This is a genomic window from Glutamicibacter nicotianae, from assembly GCF_006539525.1.
GTDB lineage: Bacteria > Actinomycetota > Actinomycetes > Actinomycetales > Micrococcaceae > Glutamicibacter > Glutamicibacter nicotianae.
The window spans coordinates 113,520-132,705 of sequence record NZ_BJNE01000002.1 but is presented as its reverse complement, the minus strand read 5'-3'; the positions used below and the strand labels follow the sequence as shown (position 1 = coordinate 132,705).

Sequence of the window (19,186 nt, the reverse complement as noted above, 5' to 3'; positions counted from 1 at the left end):
AAAAGGGAACCCCGGTGCTTCGGCACCGGGGTTCCCTTGATTTTCGGACCATTTCCCAGCCCCCGGCCGCACACTGCCACGAAGTAGCCCCTGCATCCTGCTCGCTGGAGACGCATCTGCCCGCACTGCAACAGTCATCTTCAACCGCCACGCCGCCAAGAAGTCCCGACATGTTCTGGACAGCAGGTTACCCCGGGCCCTAGGGACACCGGGGCAACCTGCTGCTGCACAGCCGGGCGAAGATCAGGAGAATTCAGGCACCTTCGGCGATGCCATGTTCTGCGCGAAGAACTCGGCCAGTTCCGCACGGGCAGCCAGCGACAGCACCTGGGCTACATACATGTCCGGGCGGACGACGACCAGGGCACCTGCCCGGTCGATCCCGCGCTCGGTGAAGATGTCCTGGTGCCCGATCGCCGTGTAGACCTTTTCCCAGTCCATGATCTGTGCCTGGCCCACCTTCGGGAGGAACCGCCGCGGCACCTTATTGATGTCCACGTCGTGGTAATCCTGCTGGTAGATCACCTTGGCATCGAAAACGCTGTCGATATCTTGGCCCTCAGCGGTGTACGCGGTGATTGGCGAATCGGCGGAATGCTCCAGCCAGCCGGCGAGCGCGGCAACCTCCTGCCCCGATTCGTCGGCAAAGGCGTAGAGCCGCCAGCGACCATCGGCACGGAAGTGGTGCCCCAGGTGCACCGTGGTGGTATCGCACACGCGGGAGACCTGCGCGGACTTGAAGCGCATGCCCACAGGGAAGCCTTCGGCCAGCTGCTGGTGCTCGGTGCCGCCGGTCAGCGAGGACTGCTCGTATCTGGTGTCGAAGCCGCCCGGGAAGCTGGCGGTATTCACGAAGAAGTCGACGATCTCGTGCGGGCCCTCCATTTCCTCCGGGCTGCGCGACATCATCGCCGACCATTCCTTGTCGTAGTCGATGAGCTTCTGCGCTACGTCCTGGCGCTCTTCGTTGTAGGTTTTCAGCAGGGACCCGTCGCTGCGCCCGGTCAGCACCTGGCCCAGCTTCCAGGACAGGTTCCACCCATCCTGGATGGAGACATTCATGCCCTGGCCGGCCTTGGCGCTGTGCGTATGGCAGGCGTCCCCGGCAATGAACACCCGCGGGTTCAGCGACGGGTCGTTCTTCGCGGCAACATCGTCGAAGCTCTGGGCCACCGAGTGGCGCACCTCGTAGATGCTGAACCAGGTCACCTCGCGCACATCCACCGAGTATGGACGCAGGATGCGATTGGCGCGGGCGATGGCTTCTTCCGCGGTGGTGGCGCGGATCCGTGCCCGGTTTTCATCGTTCGGGGTTTCCAGCGAAACGTAGAAGCGGGTCAGGAAGCCGCCTTCTCGGGGTATCAGCAGAATCGATCCGTCCTTGTCGGACTGGATGCCGCTGCGCGTGCGGAAATCGGGGAAGTCGGTGTTGGCCAGCATGTCGATGACCACCCAGGCTTGGTCGGCCGGGTCGGTGACGACCTCGACGCCGATGCAGCTGCGCACCTTGCTGCGTGCGCCGCCGCAGCCGACCACGTACTTGGCGCGCACGGTGCGTTCGATGCCGTGCTCGTCGTTGATGCGCACCTGAACCGGGTACTCGCCTGTTTCGTGGACCACCAGGTCCAGGAACTCCACGCCGTAGTTGATGTTGACGCGGGCCTGGTTGACGGTGAGGATCGGGAATTCGCTGACATAGGCCGGCGGGTCATCGGCGCGGGCTCCGCGGGCAATTTCTGCCGGGTTCTCCGGGTGGGGTCCCCAGAAGCTCATCTCGCGCATATGCGCCGCCTCGTGGGCAATCTCGTCGTAGAACTCGAAGGCCTGGAAGGTTTAGCAGCTGCGCGGGAACAGTCCATCGGCACGGCCTGCGGCCAGCCACTGGGGGCGGGCCTCGATGATGCGGGTGTGGACTTCGGGGTATTCGGTCAGCTGGGCAGCCTGGACGATGCCGGCAGGCCCTGCGCCGACGATGAGCACATCCATGGTCTCAGGCAGTTCGGCGCTGCGATTCGGGCCCGTTCCTTCTGCATTACTGATCCAGGGATTGCGGCCGACATATCCGTCGTGGTGCTACTGCATCCTGGGGCTCCTTAGCTGGGTGGCGTGATCATCGAGCGTCAACTGCGCTGTCGCTGCCGATGATCCGGAAAAGTTTCCTCATCTACGCGTCATTGTGATGCGGGACACATTGAGGGCTAGCAGCAATCCCGCTTCCTTCCACGCCGAAGCACCATGGCAATCTTCCACCCAGCGGAAGCCCTCTTAGCAAACCGCATTTATCGTATTTGACCTGTAATTTTGGCGATTTTCGCAGGTATCCGCGATTCGGTTCCAGCACCCGAAAATGGCAGCAGGACGCCTCAGACCCAGTGGGCCTGAAACGTCCTGCCGCCATGCTTTCCGGAAGGTGTTTTGCTAGCGGACCTCGCGATGAATCGACTTGTAGCTCAGGTACGCCGAGAGACCCTCGGGACCGTATTCGGCGCCCAGGCCCGAGTCGTGCCGGCCGCCAAATGGCGCCGCATGGTTCGAAGCGAAGAAGTTGATGCCCACACTGCCTGAATCGATCCGGTCAGCGACCTGCACCGCATGCTTCTCATCGGCACTGAAGACCAGTCCGCCCAACCCGAATTCGGTGTTGTTCGCTAGCGCAATGCCCTCGGCCTCGTCCTGGTACTTGAGCACGGTAATCACCGGCCCGAAGATCTCCTCGCGGGAAATCCTCATGTCCGGGGTGACGTCGGCAAAGACCGTTGGCTCGATGAAGTAGCCGCCGGCCAGGTCTCCGCCCATCGTGGCCTTGCGTCCACCGGTGACCGCCTGCGCACCTTCGGCATGGCCTGCCTCAAGGTAGCCGAGCACCGTCTCGTACTGGCTCTTGTTGGCCGAGGGGCCGAACACCGTGTCCGGCTTCAGCGGGTCCCCCTGGACTCCGGCGGCGATCGTTGCACGTACCGCCTCGACGACCTCGCCATAGCGCTGCGCCGGAGCCAGAATCCGGGTGGAGATGTAGCAGGTCTGCCCGGTGTTGCGCATGCATGAGCGGATCAGCCGCGAGCTGAGCACGTCCAGGTCCGCATCCGGCAGCACCAGCGCGCTGGACTTGCCTCCCAGTTCCAAGGTGACCGGCCGAAGCAGCTCGCCGCAGGCCGCGGCAATCTTGCGCCCCACAGGAGTGGAGCCGGTGAAGGCCACCTTGGAGACCAGGGGATGGCGGACCAGCTCATCGCCCATGCGCCCCGGTCCGGTGACCAGGTTCGCCACGCCTGCCGGCACCCCGGCGGCAGCCATGGCATCCATGATGATGCGGAAGGACAGCGGGGTGGGCGAGGCCGGTTTCATGACCACGGTGCACCCGGCCAGCAACGCCGGAGCCAGCTTGATCACCATCAGGTTGATCGGGAAGTTCCACGGAGCAATCAGCGCGCAGACCCCAACCGGGTCGCGGCGCACCAGGGACTCCCCTGCCCCGTTCGGGAAGGGCCGCAGGTCCTCGTTTTCCAGCATCGGTGCCAGCGAGGCGAAGTAGCGCAAGATGCCAGCGGCATTGGCCGCCGCTCCACCGGTTTCGGAGACCGGGGAACCGTTCTCCAGCGTATTGGTCAGCGAGAGCTCGGTGGCCCGGGCTTCGACTTCCTCGGCGATGCGCAACAGCAGCGCCGCACGGTCCGACGGCGAATAGCTTCGCCACTGCTCGCCGTGGAAGGCTGAGTGCGCGGCTCCCACCGCGCGCTCGACATCCCGGGTATTGCCTGCCGGCACCGAACCCCAGACTTTCCCGGTGGCCGGGTCGGTGACTTCGATGCGTTCGGTTCCGGCGGAGCGGACCCATTGACCGTCAATGAAATGCGTGTCGACGTGGCGGTGCGGGATCGCCAGCTGCTCGCGCGTGGTTGCGGCCGTAATCATCGCAGCACCTTCGTGCGCAGCAGCGAACGGGAACGGGCCAGGTCGGCGGTTGCCATGGCGACCGCAGCCTCGGTGATCAGCTCCGGGATGATCTCGGTTTCCAGCCGGTCAGTGTAGGTGCTCGGGTCCTGGCCGAACCAGCCCGAAGCCAGCGCAATGCCCGCCTGGTCGAAGCGCCACAGCCGATCCGCGTCGCGCATCAGCGCGTCCTCCAGCGAATACGCCTCGGCACGGGTGTCATGCCCGTCGATGATCGCGCAGACCGCCTCGACGAATTCTGCGTCATAGCCCAGCGGCGGCAGCACGCGCCTGGCCACTGCGCAGCCCTCCTGCTCATGCTGGAAGCGGATATCTGCCTTGCGCCAGTCCCCGCGGAAGCCGTCGGAGATGATCTTGTCCTCATCCACGTGGGCCCAGCCGGTGTCGTGCAGCAAGGTGGACACCAGCACCAGGGTGCGGTCCGCGTCCGGGTAGGCGTCGCACAAGCGGCGGGCGAAGGACAGGGAAATCGGCAGGTGGATGTCGTTGCCGCGGGCCCGGGTTTCGGGTTCCACTGCGGCCCAGATCGCATCCAGCTCGCCGTCGAGGTGCTCATCGAGCGCAATCGGCGAGGTGTTGATGGTGCCCTGCGCGGGCAGTGGCCGGGTGTCATTCAAAGTAGTCATGATGTCCTCAGGCAATCAGGGTCTTGAGTTGGACGGCAGGATCGGCGCTGGCCTGCGGGTCAATGTTCTTCCCGGCGGCCAAAGCCTGCTTCACTGCCATGAAGTCCAGCGGCGCGTTCACGCAGTCGGCGGCGATGATCCGGCCGTCGCGGTAGTACAGCACGGTGAATTTGCCCTTCTCCGGGACTTCGCGCTTCACGGTGGAGTCGAAGCCCAGGGACAGGCCGGCGATCTGCAGCTTCATGTCGGCCTGGTTGGACCAGAACCACGGGATGCCGGCGTAGGCTTCGCGCTGGCCCATCAGGGCGTAGGCTGCCACCTTGGCGTGCTCCACGGCGTTGTTCACCGACTCCAAACGGATGCGTTCGCCCTCGGGCGCTGAGGGGACCGGGTTGGGCATGTTCGCCACGTCGCCGACCACCAGGGTATGGCCATCCGAGGCCAGGGCCGCGTGATCGACAACAATGCCGTTCTCGATGTCCAGGCCGAGCTTCTCGCCGAGCTCGGTGTTCGGGATGACACCGATGCCGACCAGCACGATTTGCGCGTCGATCACCTCTCCGGTTTCCAGCTCGACGGCGCTCACCTGGCCGTCGGCGCCATGGATCTTGCGCACCCGGGCTTCCAGATGGATGTCGAGCCCGCGTTCGCGGTGCTTGCGCAGGAAGTAGCCGCTGGTGTCTTCGCCGACCGCGCGGCCGACCAGGCGCGGGCCGTATTCCAGCACGGTGACCCTCTTGCCCATGGCCTGCAGCGAGCTGGCCGCTTCCAGTCCGATGAATCCGCCGCCGATGACCACCACATCGGTGGCATTCGGGGCCAGGTCCTTCAGATGCAGTGCGTCATCGGCGTTGCGCAGGTACACCACGCCGTGCAGGTCGCTGCCTTCAGCCTCGAATCGGCGGGGGCGGGCGCCGACCGCCAGCGCGAGGCGGGTGTAGGGGTAGCGGGTGCCGGAGCTGCCCACGGCAACCCCGGAGCCATCCGGGTTGGAGTCGATGTCCTGAATGCGTTCGCCCTTGACCAGGGTGACGTTGTGCTCGTCCCAGTAGTCGTTGGAACGGAAGATCAGCGACTCGCTGCCGATCTTGTCCTGCAGGAATTCCTTGGACAGCGCCGGGCGCTGGTAGGGGCGGTGGTCCTCGTCCCCGAGCAGCGTGATGTGCTCGGTGTAGCCCAGCGCGCGCAGCGAGATCGCCAGCTGGACGCCAGACTGGGATGCGCCGACGATCAGCAGGCCGGTGGCGGTGTGCGCCGCCGGGGCCGGGGCGCCGGCGGTGGAGACTGCGGTGGCGGTGTTCATGGCTATACCTGCGTTTCCGGTGTGGTGACGTTGAGCGTTTGCCCTTCGCACAGCTTGATCTGGCAGGACAGGCGCGAGTTCTCTTCGCGGTCTACCGCGGTGCCGTAGAGCATCTCGTCTTCCATTTCGCTCATCGGCTCCAGCGATTCCAGATCGCTGTCGGCAACGAAGACGTGGCAGGTGGCGCAGGACAGCGAACCGCCGCATTCGCCGACGATGCCTTCGACACCGTTACGCACAGCGGTTTCCATCACCGAGTCGCCGGTGTTGGCCTCAACGCTGCGTGCGTTGCCTTCGAAATCGGTGAAATTTACTGTCGCCATGATGATCACTCCTCTTTAAGTGACTGAAGTCTTGTGGGTTGAAGCGTGTTGTCAGATGAATTGGCGTCCGCCGTCGACGACGAGGGTCTGCCCGGTGATGAAGGATGAGTCCTGGCCGGCCAGGAAGAGTGCGGCGCCGACGATGTCGGCCGGCTGGCTGGCCCGCTTCAGCGCTCCGCGGTCCACGCCGTAGCTGGCGGCGTCTTCCATCAGCCCCAGGCTGGCTTCGGTGAGGGTGAACCCCGGGGCGATGGTGTTCACGGTGATCTCGCGCCGCCCCAGCTCCTTGGCCATCACCCGGCTCAGGGCGATGACTCCGCCCTTGGATGCCACGTAGTGGGCCCACTGCTCGGAGCCGGAGTAGACGGTGGCGCTGGCCAGGTTGATCACGCGGGATCCGGCGGCCAGGAACGGGGAGGCCGCGCGGGTGACCATCCATGGTCCCTTGAGGTTCACACCCATGACCTTGTCCCATTCGCCGGGGTCGATGTCCTCGAACAGCGAGCGGGTCACGGTGGCGTAGATCGCCGCGTTGTTGATCAGCACGTCGATGCGTCCGCCGGCGAATTCCGCGGCGCCGGCCGCCATCTGCTCGGTGGATTGCGGGTCGGTGACATTCACTTCGAAGGCCTGCGCCTGCCCGCCGGCTTCGCGGACCAGCTGCACGGTTTGCTCGGTGCCTGCCAAATCGATGTCGGCGGCGGCTACCTGGTAGCCGCGTTCGGCGAACCCGAGGGCGAAGGCCCGGCCCAGTCCGCCGGCGGCCCCGGTGATCAGCACCGTAGGTGAGCTGCTCATGGATCGTGCCTTTCGTCAGTTGGAGATTCTTGAGCGGGTGCCGGCCCTGGGACGGGCCGGCACCCGGGGTGATCCCGGCTTGGGGTACTGGGACGGAATTAGCCGTGGTTGTGGGAATGGGCTGAAGGCCCGGTCAGCACGGGGCTGTCCACCAGGATTTCCACGGTTCCCTTGCCGCCGTCCACCCGCAGGCGGTCGCCGGTCTTGATGGTGGTCGAGGCGCTGCCGGTACCGGTGACCGCAGGCAGGTCGTATTCGCGGCAGACGATCGCCGCGTGCGACATCATGCCGCCGATATCGGTGACCGTGGCCTTGATCTTCCCGAAGATCGGGCCCCAGCTCGGCGCGGTGATCGGCGCCACCAGGATTTCGCCCGGCTGGATCTGGCCCAGCTCGTCGGCGTGCATGACCACTCGTGCCACGCCCTCGACGGTGCCTGGCGAGGCGGCCATGCCCTTGAGCACGTTCTCCTGGGCGTCCTCGTCATTGCCCAGCCAGGACTGCACCTGTTCGGTGGTGATGCCCCACAGCATGCGGGTGAATGGCTCGGTGATCGATTCCGGCGGGGTGTTCAGCGCCGGGGCCGGGCGCGCGGTCTTCAGCGCGTCGACGATCTGCCGGCGCTTGGCGATCTTCTTGGGCAGGGCCACCGCGGCGATCGGCTCGCCGGCCCCGATGCCGAAGGAGGTGACCAGGTCGAAGAGCACGTCGCGCACCTCGTTGCGGCCCAGGTAGAGCAGGTCCCCTGGATCCTCGAAGACCCCTGCATCAGCCAGCATGCGCGACAGCTCGCGGACCTTGCGCCAGAAGACGCCCATGGTCCAGTGCTCGATGTAGAAGTTGTGGTTCTCCACGTACGGGTAGGCGGTGGCTGCCAGCGCGCGCTTGGCCTCGAAGACCTGTGCGGTCTCGCCGTCGAGCAGGTCGGCGTATTCCTCGACAATGCGTTCCTTCTCCGCGATCAGCTTCTCGGTGGGACGCAGGATCTGCGCGCCTTCCTCGACGCGGCGGATGTAGTCGGCGATGAAGCCCAGCGGGATTTCCGGGTTCTCATTCCAGTACTTGTCGTGGCCGTAGAAGCCGTTGCCGATGGTGAAGTTGAACCATGGCTCGTGGGCTTCTTCCCACTGCGCGATCCAGCGCTCTCCGCCGGGTGCGGCGGCGATGGCGGCCAGGGTGGCGGCCGGGTCGTCGGTGTTGGAGAAAAGCTCGGACAGCTTAAGCTCGACTGCCAGCAGCGCCAGCGCCTTGAGCTCGTCGTCCGGGCGGAAGAGTTCCATGTCCACGCCCTGCACCATGGTGGCGATGGACTGGTCAGGGATGTTGGGGAACACTTCCTTGCAGAAGTTGAAGAAGTCCAGGTAGGCAATGTAGCCCAGGTTCAGGAATTCGAAGTGGTACTGCCAGTTCTGGTAGGTCAGCGAGATCAGCTTGTCGTAGTTATCCAGCAGGACCTGCGAACCGTCCTTGCCCACGCCGTTCTCCATGTCCTCGAAGGGGACGATTTCCGGCAGCGGGTCGAAGCGCAGCGCTTCCATATCGGCAATGGTGCCCTTGACCTTGGTGTGCCAGGCAGCCAGCTTGTTCTCCCAGTCGCCGAAGTAGTGGCCGATGCGTGCTTCGAATTCAGAGACGCGCGCGGCGATTTGCTCATCGGGCACCGGGATCGGGGACATGTACAGGTAGCCCTGGTGGATGCGGAAGTCGATGCCGTTGGCGTTCGGGATCATCAGGTGGCGGGCGTTGTACTGGCCCAGGCACTTGACCGCGAATTCGCCGCCAATGGTCTCGAAGGGCTTGAAGACCGTTGGCCAGTGCTGTGAGTCGCAGAACCAGAACTTGGCGTCTTCCTGCTCCTTGAGCTCGTCTTGGAACACCAGGTAGTACGGGTAGATCTCTTCCCATCCTTCGGCACCTGCTGGCACCGGCAAATCGGATGGCTTGGGGAACGACTTCATTGTCATGGTCATGCACCCTTTCAAGGGGTAAGGGAAGGCTCGGGCGGGAATTGCGATGTGTGCTAGCCGCTGATCTTGGTCAGCGATGCGGTGATGGATCCGAATCCAAGGGATGAGGAGTAGCCGGTGCTCTTGGGCTTGGCTTCCGGGGTCTTGGCCGAATGGACCGTTTCCGGACGGGCCTGCAGAAGCAGCAGGTTTTCGCCCTCGGGCAGGTCGGCGTCGATGGCCCATTCGATATCCTGCGGCGCCTTGTAGTGCTTCTCGGCGCGCTTGGCCAGCTGGGCCACGGCTGCCAGTTCGGTATCGGACAGGCAGCGCACGGTGCGCCGTGCTTCCTCCACGTCGCGTTCCACCAGGGTGTTGGTGGCCGCGTCGGGGACCATCTCGGCATGCTTGTCGCCGATATGCTCGTGGATCACTGCCAGGGTGACCTTGTCCAGCTGGATGTTATCCGGGGTGACAGTTCCCGAGACCACCATTTCGCCCACGCCCCAGGAGGCGTCCACGGTGATCTTGGAGCGGTCGCCGTTGGTTGGGTCCAGGGTCATGGCCACGCCTGCGCTCTTGGCGTTGACCATCTTCTGCACGACTACCGCCATGCACAAGCCTTCGTCGGGGATCTGGTTCTTGATCCGGTAGATGATCGCACGGGTGGTGTACAGCGAGGCGAAGCAGGCGCGGATATGGTCTGCCACCTCCCGGTAGCCGTTGAGCCAGAGGTAGGTGTCCTGCTGGCCGGCGAAGGAGGCGTCGGGCAGGTCCTCCGCGGTGGCCGAGGAACGCACCGCCAGCGGCACCTCGCTCTCGAAGCGGGACTGCAGCTGCGCGTAGGCCTCCCTCGTCGCGTTGCCCAGCTCTTCGGGGACCGGACGGGAGATGATCATTTCGCGGATTGCCGCGCTGGCGGCGTCAGCGGCCTGCACGTCCTCCGGGTCCAGTCCCTTGAGCCGCTCGGCGATCTCTTCGGAGAGGCCCGAGTGCATGAAGGTGCGGAATGCTTCGGTGTTGACCACGAATCCCGGGGGAACCGGCATGCCGGCTGCGGTCATGGTGACCAGGGAAGCGCCCTTGCCGCCCAGCGAGTCGAGGGTCGGTTCCTTGCCGCCGTCGAAGAACTCAATGAATTCGTTGTTGCTCATCTCTAGGCCTCTTTCAGCGAATCGGCATCCGCGTTCAGCGTGACGTTCACGAAATCGGGGACGCGGAAGGAAATGTTCTTGCGGAAGGTGATGGCATCGCCATCCACCAGTTGGAGGTTCGGCAGCGCGCTGGCCAGTTCCTCCAGCGCGATCTTCGCCTGCAGCTTGGCGAGCATATTGCCCAGGCAGTAGTGGATGCCGAAGCCGAAGGACAGGTGGTCGCGGGCGTTGGCGCGGGTGATGTCGAAGTCCTCGCCGTTCTCGAAGCGGGATTCGTCGCGGTTGGCCGATCCCATCAGCAGCAATAGTTCTGCACCCTGGGGGATCTGCACGCCGGCGATCTCGGTGTCCTTCAGCGCCTTGCGGCGCCAGCCGACAATGGAGCCGGAATAGCGCAGCACTTCGTCGATGGCCTTGGGGATCTGCTTGGGCTCGGCAACCAGCGCGTCCCAGGCGTCGCGGTGCTCAAGCAGCACGCGCACGCAGTTGGAGATCAGCGTGGTGGTGGTCTCGTGGCCTGCGAACAGCAGCGAGTAGAGCAGCGAGGCGATCTCGTGATCGGTGATCTCCGCACCTTCGTTCTGCGCTTTGACCAGGTCGGCAGTCAGGCTGTCGCCTTCCGTCGCGTGGGCTTCGGCGACCAGCTTCTGGCATTCGTCCCAGTATTCGACCAGGTTGTGGGCGTGCGGGATCTGCTCTTCATCGCTGAGGTCGCCCCAGGTCATGGCCGCACGGGAGTCGCTCCAGCGCTTGTAGGTGTCGACCTTGGAGATGTCGGCGCCGATCAGGGTCACGATGGTGATGGTCGGCAGCGAGTAAGCCAGGTCCGCCACGATTTCCGCATGCCCGTCGCCGCGGGCGAGCATCTGCTCGATGGCGCTGCGCACGTTCTCGCGGATCATCGGCTCCAGCGCCTTGAAGCGGCGCGGGGTGAAGGCCTTCTGCGCAATCGCGCGGATGCGGGTGTGCTCCGGCGGGCGGCGGGCGGACAGGCCGGAGTAGGTGGTGAATCCGCCGTCATTCATGATCTTGGTGGCCTGCGGGCCGCGCTTGCGGACAGGAGCCTGCGCGTTCTCCGAGGAGAAGGTCTCCCAGTCTTCGAAGACCGCCTTCACGTCGTCATAGCGGGTGAGCACGTACAGGCCGGTTCGCTCGTCGAACATGACCGGCTGCTCGCTGCGCATCTTCGCGTAGGACGGGAAGGGGTTCTCCATTGCAAACGGCTCGTACCCGTGATGGCCGGCCGGCGCTTCGGCGCCGAAGCCCATTGGGCATCCGCCCGAGATGGCTGGGGTGCTCGTCATGGAACTGCTCCTTGGGAAATCGATGGGGCACGGTGTGCTCCGCGCCACGTTCACTAACCCAAGTGTTACCTACCCCACACCCCGCGGTATAGCAGGAACTTCCATCCAGTGGAAGCTGCCTTTCCTGCCCCGCTATCCTTCTTCCGGCGATTCTTCCTCGGGAACATTCATGTCGGGGCCGGATACGATGCCCAGCAAGGTTTCCAGCGGAATATGCACGGTCGCGGCTTCCAGCCGCCGGGACGTCCCCTGGAGCACGGGCAGGAAACGGTCCATGTTCGCGGCATGGGAGGTCGGGATAACCAGGCCGATGGAACAGCCCAGGCGGCCGGTGTGGAAGACCGGGACCGCAATCGACGAGGTGCCCAGCCGGACCTCCTCATTGGTGGTGGCATACCCCTTCTCGCGGACCCGCTCCAGCTCCTCGCGCAGCTGCTTGGGGTTGCTGCGGGTATGCGCGGTCATCTGCTGCAGGGGCAGTTCCAGATAGGCGTCGGCGACCCACGATTCGGAAAAAGCGAGAATGACCTTGCCCACGGCGGTGGCATGCAGCGGCAGTCGCCCGCCGACCCGCGAGGCCCGGGCAATGCGCTTGGTGCCGTAGACGCGGTCGATGTACAGCGACATGTTCCCGTCGCGGATGGCCAGCTGGCTGGTTTCGCCGGTCAAGGAGAACAGGTCCTGCACGTAAGGGCGGGCAGTGTCGCGAAGTTGCCGGCCGGTGTTCTGGGCGATCGCCCAGAGGCGCAGGCCCAATTGGATGCCGCCGTTGGCGGAGCGGCTGAGCATCCCGGATTCCACCAGTTCGCCCACCAGCCGGTGGGTGGTGGATAGCGGCAGGTCGGCCGCGGCGGAAATTTCGGTCAGGCTCAGCGACCTTCTGGTTGTCTCGAAGGCGGCAAGGATCGCGAGGATCTTCGATGTGACGCTGCGCCCCGGCTGCGAACTGCCACCGGCCATTATGCCTCCTGTTGGAAATCTGCTCATGCCCTCGCATAAACCGCTGGCACACCCCACAGTAGCCCTCCGGCATGGTCGCTCTTGGGCAACCGGCCGGGCGCACTGCTGCGTGCTCGCCGCGGTTCGGGCGGCTACTGCCCGTCGAGCACGAGCCGTTGCGGCAGCATGCTGGCGCGCTGGACCGCGATGAATCCGCTGGCCATGCTCCGGGCCGCCTCGGTGAAGAGCTTCCCCGCAACCCGGGATTCCACCAGGGTTAACGCCTGGACGCGGGTCAGGCCGAACCAGTCCATGATGGTGTCCAGCCCATGGCCGGTCAGCCGCCAGAGCTTGTCCGCGTCCTTGACCAGGGAGTCCTCGATGCTGGTGGATTCGGCGCGGGAGTCATGGCCATCGATGATATGGACAATGCGTTCGATATCTTCCTGCGCCACATCATGTTTTTCCAGCAGCCGCGCAGCCAGCTTGGCGCCTTCCTTTTCGTGCTGCAGCACGAGTTCCGGGTTGCCCGCACCCGGCGCGATCGCACTGAGCACGAGGTCCGGATCCACGGCAGACCAGCCGATGTCGTGCAGCAGCATGGCCGGCAACACGATTTTGGCCTCCGCATGCCGGTGGTGCTCCAGCAGCTGATCGGCAATGGACACCGAATACAGCGTGTGGGTGTCATTGCTCCGGACCGCTAGAAGGTCCTTGGCGTCCTCCCACAGCGCCCCCAGCAACGGGTACTGCTCGAACAGATTGGGAGCCGCGCTTCCAATCCTGGCCGAGACATCGCGTCCGTAGTGGTTCGCTGCAGGTTCTAGTTTGGTCATGGTCACATGATCCCACCGGTTGCCCGCGGGCAGAAGCCCGGGCATCCACTCAGTGGAAGCCGCGAACCTCTATCCCGCACACCCTAGAGGATCGCTTCGACGATCGGCATCTTGCCGTCGTAGAAGTTCACCGTGGTCCGGCGTGCCGCATTGCTGGATACCACATGGGTGATCACTTCCGCGACATTTTCGCGGGAGGTCTGCATCCTCTCGCCGTCAGCGTCCGAATCCTTGAGGTTCCCCGCCTCGTCAGCCAGCACCACATGCTTGCTTGCAGGCTCCAAAGTCAGCGCGCCCGGGCCCAGGATCGTGTAGTCAAGGTCGGTGCCGCGCAGGAAGGCATCCGCGTCGTGCTTGGCCTTGGCATAGGGGTAGAAGGAGTTGGACGGGTCCAGGTTGTCCACGTCGACCAGCGCACGGCTGTAGGAGACCATCACGAAACGGTCCACCCCGGCCTGCTTGGCAGCCTTCATGGATCGCACTGCCGCCTCGTAATCCACAGCGCGGGTGCGCTGCTCGTTGCCGCCGCCGGCTCCCGCCGAGAACACAATGGCACTGGCACCGGTGAAGGCATCCGCCAGCTGGTCCACCTCGGCGCTCTCGATATCGAGGACCACCGGCTTGGCACCTGCTGCCTTGATGTCGGCGGCGTGTTCGGGGTTGCGGATCAGCGAATCGACCGCGTAGCCGCGATCAGCCAGCTTGGGAGCCGCCAGCAGGGCGACCTTCCCGTGTCCGCCAATGAGTACTACTCGATTTCCTTCAGCCATGAATTGCTCCTTCTGGTTGATGCTCGTATCTGGCACAACGAGGCCTGCCCTGAGCCTATTCCCTTTACCCGCGCCGCCGACCTCTTCCTGAGTGGCAGCTCAATTGACAGCATTCTTGCTGGCAATCGGCGTATTCTCTGCTTTATAGCATTCGCACTCAACCGAGGATGAAGCTCATGAAGCATAAAACCCTGAATTTGGAACTCAGCAACGACCAGTTCGCAGATTTGGCCAATGCCTTGGAAGACCACCGGGACTACTTCAAGAAACGTGCCGATGAAGCGTCCCTCGGTTTCGGGCTCGATACCGGTTACTGGCAGTCGCGCGCTGCCGAGGTCCAGGAGCTGCTACAACTGGTGCTCAGCTCCGCCAAGCACGAACAGCACTAGCCCGTTTCCTATTCTCTTCCAGGGAGCCAGCACTTTGCCCGCCAGGATTTTCACCATTGGACACTCAACAAGATCCATTGAGGATTTCCTCGCTCTGCTGATGCAGCACGGAATCATGCAGGTGGTGGACGTTCGCAAGCTGGCCGGATCCCGCAAGTTCCCGCAGTTCAACTCCGATGCCTTGCAAGCCTCGTTGAAAGCGGCCGGAATCGGCCTGCATCGCGAGGAGGCTCTGGCCGGCAGGCGCCCGGTGAGCCAGAGCGTCGATTTCGAGGTCAACGCGTGGTGGAGGAACCGCAGCTTCCATAATTACGCCGACCACGCACTCGGCGATGATTTCCTCCACGCAATCCAGCAACTCCAGGAGCGGGCCGTCGGCCAGAAGATTGCGATCATGTGCGCCGAAGCGGTGTGGTGGCGTTGCCACCGCCGAATCATTGCCGATTACCTCTTGGCCCGCGGCGCCGAAGTCCTCCATATCATTGATGGACCCGAGGCCAAGGCCGCTGAGCTGAGCCCTGGCGCCGTGATTGGCCCGCAGCTGAGGATTACCTACCCGGCCGCCTGATACGCGGCGGGAAAGATTAGGCAATAATGCCCTTTATTCCGTCATGGAAATCGTTACCGGTGCAATTCATGACGTTCCCTGACGCGGCCGCCGAAGCAATATGGACTAATTAAACAAGGTGGACGGTCGTTATTTACCCCGGAAATCGCCCAGTCAACTGGGGGCAACTTCGGAAAGTGCCGAATTTTCCTGCTGTGCCCCGCGCGTAGTTCGGGCATTCGGGTGATTTACCTAACATAAGGGCGGCTTAGCTTAATTCGCTCAGATAAGGCTAAGCTAATTATCAGATCACTTAATAGCGCAACCAACGCCGGTTGCTGTTCGAAGAAGGAATACATGTCCTCCATGAAGCTTCGCGCTGCCGCACTGCTGAGCATCGCCGCACTGTCCCTGACCGCTTGCGGTTCCGCAACCGATACCGCTGCCGAGGCCAAGGCCGGCGACGCCAAGACTGTCACCATCACCGACAACGAAGGCGAGAAGACCATCACGGTTCCCGCAAAGTCTGTCGTTGCAACCGATAACCGCACCTTCGAGACCCTCGATTCCTGGGGCATCGAGCTGACCGCAGGCGCCGTGTCCCTGATGCCGGACACCATCTCCTACACCAAGGACGAGAAGATCCTGGATTTGGGAAGCCACAAGGAACCCAACCTGGAATCGGTAGTCACCGTCGACCCTGACCTGATCATCAACGGCCAGCGCTACACCCAGCACGCCGAGAAGTTCAAGGAACTGGCACCAGAAGCCACCATCGTTTCCCTCGACCCACGCGAAGGCGAGCCATTCAACACCGAGCTGGAACGCCAGGTCACCACCCTGGGCGAAATCTTCAGCAAGCAGGCCGAGGCCAAGAAGCTCGTTGAGGATTTCCAGGCCGCCGAGAAGCGCGTAACCGATGCTTACAACAAGGACGAGACCGTCATGGGCCTGATCGCCTCGGGCGGCGAGCTGGGCTACTCGGCTCCGACCACCGGCCGCACCGTCGGCCCGATGTTCGACTTCCTGGGCCTGACCCCGGCACTGAAGCTCGAAGAGTCCTCCACCGACCACGAGGGCGACGACGTTTCGGTCGAGGCCATCGCCAAGTCGAACCCTGACTGGATCATCGTCATGGACCGCGACGCAGCTGTTGGCGCTGACGGTGCCGACTACCAGCCTGCCAAGGAACTGCTGGAGAACTCCGAAGCGTTGCAGAACGTCACCGCCGCCAAGGAAGCCCAGGTTATCGTGATGCCGGCTGACACCTACACCAACGAGAGCATCCAGACCTACACCGAGTTCCTGAATGATTTCGCTGACGCCCTGGAAGCTGCCAAGTAAGCGTCTTGAACTCCCCTGGCCTCTAGTGGCGAAGCCGGATTCCGGCTTCGCCACTAGAGGCGCATTCCCACCACATATTTCCACGGCGGCATTATGACAAGCACGACCCTCCCGGCCCGGATCAAGAGCAAGGTCCTCACCGGCAAACTCGCACTGGGCATCCTCGCGGTGCTGGTGCTGCTGGCGTTCTCGCTGTTCACCGGCGTCTACGACATCTTCGGCAAGGACGACGGCGCGATGATGTTCGCCGTCACGCGCATTCCGCGCACCATCGCACTGGTGCTCGCCGGTGCCGCCATGGCCATGAGCGGATTGGTCATGCAGCTGCTGACCCAGAACCGCTTCGTGGAGCCGACCACCACCGGCACCACCGAATGGGCCGGACTGGGCTTGCTGACCATGCTGGTCTTCTTCCCCACCGCCACCCTGCTGGCAAAGATGAGCGTGGCGATTGCCTTCGCCTTCATCGGCACCATGATCTTCTTCCTGTTCCTGCAGCGGGTTTCGCTCAAGGCCTCGCTCACCGTGCCGATCGTGGGCATCATGCTAGGCTCCGTGGTCGGCGCCTTCTCAACCTTCTTCGCCCTGTCCACCGACAAGCTGCAGTCCATGGGCATCTGGCTGGCCGGCTCCTTCACCTCGGTGATCCGCGGGCAGTACGAGGTGCTGTGGATCGTGGCCATCGTGGCAGTGGCCATCTACATCGTTGCCGACCGCTTCACCGTGGCCGGATTGGGCGAGGAAATCGCCACCAACGTGGGCCTGAACTACCGCCAGGTGATGCTGCTGGGCACCGCGCTGATCGCGGTCGCCACCGGCGTGGTCACCGTGGTGATTGGCAATCTGCCATTCCTCGGGTTGATCGTGCCGAATATCGTCTCGATGGTCCGCGGCGACGACCTGCGCAGCAACCTGCCCTGGGTCTGCCTGCTGGGCATCGCGATCACCACGATCTGCGATCTTGTAGGCCGCACCATCATCATGCCGTTCGAGGTTCCGGTCTCGCTGATCCTGGGCGTGCTCGGCGCCGTCGTTTTCATCTTCCTGCTCCTGAGGCAGCGTAAAGTTGGCTAATCTCATGACTTACCCCGCCTTGGGCACCCATCACGCCGGCCGCAGCGCAGGCCCGCTTCCCACCAAGCAGGTCCGCAAGCGCTACTGGATCACCCTGTCCATCATGATCGGGCTGGCCCTGTTCTTCGGCATCGGCCTGCTCGCATGGGACAACCCCATGCCGTTCGGCTCCGACGGCTTCTGGATCATCGCCAAGCTGCGCGCCAGCAACATCCTGACCATGGTGATCGTGGCGGCCTGCCAGGCCATCGCCACCGTCGCCTTCCAGACGGTCACCAACAACCGCATCATCACCCCATCGATCATGGGCTTCGAAGCCTTGTACCGCGTGGTGCAGACCGGCGCGGTCTTCGTGCTGGGCGTGGCCGGCGTGACCTTCTTTACCGGGGTCAGCCAGTTCGTGTTGCAAGTGGCGATCATGGTGGGCCTGTCGGTGGCGCTGTACGGCTGGCTGCTGTCCGGCAAGCTGGGCAACATCCAGATCATGCTGCTGGTGGGCATCATCATCGGCACCGGGCTGGGTTCCATCGCCACGTTCATGCAGCGCCTGCTGACCCCGAGCGAATTCGACGTGCTCACCGCACGCCTGTTCGGCTCGATGGCCAACGCCGACATGAGCTACATGCCGGTGGCCATCCCGCTGGTGCTGATCGCCGGCGGCTACCTGGTGCTGTCCTCCAAGAAGATGAACATCCTCGCCCTGGGCAAGGAAACCACCATCAACCTGGGCATCAACCACCGCCGCGAAGTCATGAAGTCCCTGTTCTTCATCTCCATCCTCATGGCCGTCACTACCGCGCTGGTTGGCCCGCTGACCTTCCTCGGCTTCCTGGTGGCCACCTTGGCCTACCAGCTGGCCGACACCTATGACCACCGCTTCATCTACCCGATGTCATTCCTCATCGGCTTCGTGGTCCTGGCCGGCGCCTACTTCATCATGAAGAACGTCTTCTACGCCGAAGGCGTGGTTGGCATCATCATCGAAGCCGTCGGCGGCATTACCTTCTTGATCTTCATCCTGCGAAAGGGCCGGCTGTGATTACCCTCAATTCCGTCAGCAAGCAGTACAGCTCCACGGTCTCCATCGGCCCGGTCAGCTTGGAAATCCCCACCGGCGGGATCACCGCGCTGGTTGGCCCGAACGGAGCTGGCAAGTCCACCATGCTCACCATGGTCGGGCGCCTGCTGGGCATCGACCAGGGCTCCATCGAGGTCTCCGGCTACGACGTGTCCAAGACCAATTCCAAGGACCTGGCCAAGATCGTCTCGATCCTGCGACAGGAGAACCACTTCGTCACCCGCCTGACCGTGCGCCAGCTGGTGGGCTTCGGCCGCTACCCGCACTCCAAGGGCCGGCTGACCCAGGCCGATGAAGAGATCATCTCGCGCTCCATCGACTTCCTGGATCTGGGCGAACTGGAAGCCCGCTACCTCGATGAGCTCTCCGGCGGCCAGCGCCAGCGCGCTTATGTGGCCATGGTCCTGGCCCAGGACACCGATACGGTGCTGCTCGATGAGCCGCTGAACAACCTGGACATGAAGCACTCAGTGGTGATGATGCAGCACCTGCAGCGTGCCGCCCGCGAGCTGAACCGCACCATCGTGATCGTGCTGCACGACATCAATTTCGCCGGGCACTACGCGGACTACATCTGCGCCATGAAGCAGGGCAAGGTGGTGCACTTCGGCACCCCAGCGCAGATCATGCAGGACGAAATCCTCAGCGAAGTTTTCGAGACCCCAGTCAACGTCGTTCCGGGCCCCAATGGCCCGCTGGCGGTGTACTACTGAGTTCGCGAAATTTCAGTACAGCAAGACCCCATGACCGTCAGTGGTCACGGGGTCTTGCTGTGTCGCGGCAACTTTGATGAGGTTCCCATGC

At 63.6% G+C, this 19,186-nt stretch carries 18 protein-coding genes and 1 pseudogene; 6 read left to right on the top strand and 13 right to left on the bottom strand.

Translation table 11 applies throughout. The annotated features are described in order from the left end of the window. Positions 1 to 243 precede the first annotated feature (243 nt). The 13 genes and pseudogenes from ANI01nite_RS03385 to ANI01nite_RS03330 all read right to left on the bottom strand — a co-directional run. Positions 244 to 1,821: pseudogene (locus tag ANI01nite_RS03385) on the bottom strand (FAD-dependent monooxygenase); the annotation flags it as partial. Between the two features lie 12 nt (positions 1,822 to 1,833). Further along, positions 1,834 to 1,986 carry an FAD-dependent monooxygenase gene (locus tag ANI01nite_RS17135; protein ID WP_307723197.1) on the bottom strand — a complete coding sequence of 51 codons (153 nt, stop codon included), beginning with the start codon at positions 1,984 to 1,986 and terminating at the stop codon, positions 1,834 to 1,836. A 432-nt stretch (positions 1,987 to 2,418) separates the two neighbouring features. Then, positions 2,419 to 3,912, bottom strand: coding sequence for an aldehyde dehydrogenase family protein (locus tag ANI01nite_RS03380; protein ID WP_141356023.1), 1,494 nt, complete (start codon positions 3,910 to 3,912; stop codon positions 2,419 to 2,421). After that, positions 3,909 to 4,577 carry an HD domain-containing protein gene (locus tag ANI01nite_RS03375; RefSeq protein ID WP_128469552.1) on the bottom strand — a complete coding sequence of 223 codons (669 nt, stop codon included), beginning with the start codon at positions 4,575 to 4,577 and terminating at the stop codon, positions 3,909 to 3,911. Before ANI01nite_RS03375 ends, ANI01nite_RS03380 begins: the two co-directional genes overlap by 4 nt. A 7-nt stretch (positions 4,578 to 4,584) precedes the next feature. Continuing rightward, positions 4,585 to 5,880: an NAD(P)/FAD-dependent oxidoreductase gene (locus tag ANI01nite_RS03370; RefSeq protein WP_141356021.1), complete on the bottom strand. Its 1,296-nt coding sequence runs from the start codon at positions 5,878 to 5,880 to the stop codon at positions 4,585 to 4,587. A 2-nt stretch (positions 5,881 to 5,882) separates the two neighbouring features. Next, the gene (locus tag ANI01nite_RS03365) at positions 5,883 to 6,203 is read right to left on the bottom strand and encodes a 2Fe-2S iron-sulfur cluster-binding protein (RefSeq protein WP_141356018.1); all 321 of its coding nucleotides are present in this window, start codon (positions 6,201 to 6,203) and stop codon (positions 5,883 to 5,885) included. A gap of 51 nt (positions 6,204 to 6,254) precedes the next feature. Then, complete coding sequence (locus tag ANI01nite_RS03360) at positions 6,255 to 7,001, bottom strand: SDR family NAD(P)-dependent oxidoreductase (protein WP_141356017.1); 747 nt, start codon at positions 6,999 to 7,001, stop codon at positions 6,255 to 6,257. Positions 7,002 to 7,099: 98 nt separating this feature from the next. Continuing rightward, positions 7,100 to 8,971 (bottom strand): PEP-utilizing enzyme, encoded by a 1,872-nt coding sequence (locus ANI01nite_RS03355; protein ID WP_255314376.1) that lies wholly within the window; start codon positions 8,969 to 8,971, stop codon positions 7,100 to 7,102. A gap of 50 nt (positions 8,972 to 9,021) precedes the next feature. After that, complete coding sequence (locus ANI01nite_RS03350; RefSeq protein WP_141356015.1) at positions 9,022 to 10,101, bottom strand: PEP/pyruvate-binding domain-containing protein; 1,080 nt, start codon at positions 10,099 to 10,101, stop codon at positions 9,022 to 9,024. 2 nt (positions 10,102 to 10,103) lie between these two features. Next, positions 10,104 to 11,405 carry a cytochrome P450 gene (locus ANI01nite_RS03345; protein ID WP_038992926.1) on the bottom strand — a complete coding sequence of 434 codons (1,302 nt, stop codon included), beginning with the start codon at positions 11,403 to 11,405 and terminating at the stop codon, positions 10,104 to 10,106. Positions 11,406 to 11,537: 132 nt separating this feature from the next. Beyond that, positions 11,538 to 12,365 (bottom strand): IclR family transcriptional regulator, encoded by an 828-nt coding sequence (locus ANI01nite_RS03340; RefSeq protein ID WP_141356013.1) that lies wholly within the window; start codon positions 12,363 to 12,365, stop codon positions 11,538 to 11,540. A 131-nt stretch (positions 12,366 to 12,496) separates the two neighbouring features. Next, on the bottom strand, positions 12,497 to 13,180 hold the full coding sequence (locus ANI01nite_RS03335) for an HD domain-containing protein (RefSeq protein ID WP_141356011.1): 684 nt from the start codon (positions 13,178 to 13,180) through the stop codon (positions 12,497 to 12,499). An 83-nt stretch (positions 13,181 to 13,263) separates the two neighbouring features. Next, entirely contained in the window at positions 13,264 to 13,950 is a 687-nt protein-coding gene (locus ANI01nite_RS03330) for an SDR family oxidoreductase (RefSeq protein ID WP_141356009.1), read from the bottom strand. A gap of 176 nt (positions 13,951 to 14,126) precedes the next feature. Here ANI01nite_RS03330 and ANI01nite_RS16960 point away from each other — a divergent pair, with 176 nt between their 5' ends. From ANI01nite_RS16960 to ANI01nite_RS03305, 6 genes are all read left to right on the top strand, one after another. After that, positions 14,127 to 14,339, top strand: coding sequence for a hypothetical protein (locus ANI01nite_RS16960; RefSeq protein ID WP_038992925.1), 213 nt, complete (start codon positions 14,127 to 14,129; stop codon positions 14,337 to 14,339). 34 nt (positions 14,340 to 14,373) lie between these two features. Next, entirely contained in the window at positions 14,374 to 14,907 is a 534-nt protein-coding gene (locus ANI01nite_RS03325) for a DUF488 domain-containing protein (protein ID WP_223308824.1), read from the top strand. Positions 14,908 to 15,243: 336 nt separating this feature from the next. Continuing rightward, positions 15,244 to 16,230 (top strand): siderophore ABC transporter substrate-binding protein, encoded by a 987-nt coding sequence (locus tag ANI01nite_RS03320; RefSeq protein WP_141356007.1) that lies wholly within the window; start codon positions 15,244 to 15,246, stop codon positions 16,228 to 16,230. A gap of 93 nt (positions 16,231 to 16,323) precedes the next feature. Continuing rightward, positions 16,324 to 17,304, top strand: coding sequence for an ABC transporter permease (locus ANI01nite_RS03315; protein WP_141356005.1), 981 nt, complete (start codon positions 16,324 to 16,326; stop codon positions 17,302 to 17,304). A gap of 4 nt (positions 17,305 to 17,308) precedes the next feature. Beyond that, positions 17,309 to 18,343 carry an iron chelate uptake ABC transporter family permease subunit gene (locus ANI01nite_RS03310; protein ID WP_141356003.1) on the top strand — a complete coding sequence of 345 codons (1,035 nt, stop codon included), beginning with the start codon at positions 17,309 to 17,311 and terminating at the stop codon, positions 18,341 to 18,343. Next, the gene (locus tag ANI01nite_RS03305) at positions 18,340 to 19,095 is read left to right on the top strand and encodes an iron ABC transporter ATP-binding protein (protein WP_066143314.1); all 756 of its coding nucleotides are present in this window, start codon (positions 18,340 to 18,342) and stop codon (positions 19,093 to 19,095) included. Before ANI01nite_RS03310 ends, ANI01nite_RS03305 begins: the two co-directional genes overlap by 4 nt. Positions 19,096 to 19,186 lie beyond the last annotated feature (91 nt).

What these genes read in the sequence shown, in the direction of transcription:
- ANI01nite_RS17135 (WP_307723197.1), bottom strand. Translation starts at nt 1,986, where the DNA reads ATGGATGTGCTCATCGTCGGCGCAGGGCCTGCCGGCATCGTCCAGGCT.
- ANI01nite_RS03380 (WP_141356023.1), bottom strand. Translation starts at nt 3,912, where the DNA reads ATGATTACGGCCGCAACCACGCGCGAGCAGCTGGCGATCCCGCACCGC.
- ANI01nite_RS03375 (WP_128469552.1), bottom strand. Translation starts at nt 4,577, where the DNA reads ATGACTACTTTGAATGACACCCGGCCACTGCCCGCGCAGGGCACCATC.
- ANI01nite_RS03370 (WP_141356021.1), bottom strand. Translation starts at nt 5,880, where the DNA reads ATGAACACCGCCACCGCAGTCTCCACCGCCGGCGCCCCGGCCCCGGCG.
- ANI01nite_RS03365 (WP_141356018.1), bottom strand. Translation starts at nt 6,203, where the DNA reads ATGGCGACAGTAAATTTCACCGATTTCGAAGGCAACGCACGCAGCGTT.
- ANI01nite_RS03360 (WP_141356017.1), bottom strand. Translation starts at nt 7,001, where the DNA reads ATGAGCAGCTCACCTACGGTGCTGATCACCGGGGCCGCCGGCGGACTG.
- ANI01nite_RS03355 (WP_255314376.1), bottom strand. Translation starts at nt 8,971, where the DNA reads ATGACCATGACAATGAAGTCGTTCCCCAAGCCATCCGATTTGCCGGTG.
- ANI01nite_RS03350 (WP_141356015.1), bottom strand. Translation starts at nt 10,101, where the DNA reads ATGAGCAACAACGAATTCATTGAGTTCTTCGACGGCGGCAAGGAACCG.
- ANI01nite_RS03345 (WP_038992926.1), bottom strand. Translation starts at nt 11,405, where the DNA reads ATGACGAGCACCCCAGCCATCTCGGGCGGATGCCCAATGGGCTTCGGC.
- ANI01nite_RS03340 (WP_141356013.1), bottom strand. Translation starts at nt 12,365, where the DNA reads ATGGCCGGTGGCAGTTCGCAGCCGGGGCGCAGCGTCACATCGAAGATC.
- ANI01nite_RS03335 (WP_141356011.1), bottom strand. Translation starts at nt 13,180, where the DNA reads ATGACCAAACTAGAACCTGCAGCGAACCACTACGGACGCGATGTCTCG.
- ANI01nite_RS03330 (WP_141356009.1), bottom strand. Translation starts at nt 13,950, where the DNA reads ATGGCTGAAGGAAATCGAGTAGTACTCATTGGCGGACACGGGAAGGTC.
- ANI01nite_RS16960 (WP_038992925.1), top strand. Translation starts at nt 14,127, where the DNA reads ATGAAGCATAAAACCCTGAATTTGGAACTCAGCAACGACCAGTTCGCA.
- ANI01nite_RS03320 (WP_141356007.1), top strand. Translation starts at nt 15,244, where the DNA reads ATGTCCTCCATGAAGCTTCGCGCTGCCGCACTGCTGAGCATCGCCGCA.
- ANI01nite_RS03315 (WP_141356005.1), top strand. Translation starts at nt 16,324, where the DNA reads ATGACAAGCACGACCCTCCCGGCCCGGATCAAGAGCAAGGTCCTCACC.
- ANI01nite_RS03310 (WP_141356003.1), top strand. Translation starts at nt 17,309, where the DNA reads ATGACTTACCCCGCCTTGGGCACCCATCACGCCGGCCGCAGCGCAGGC.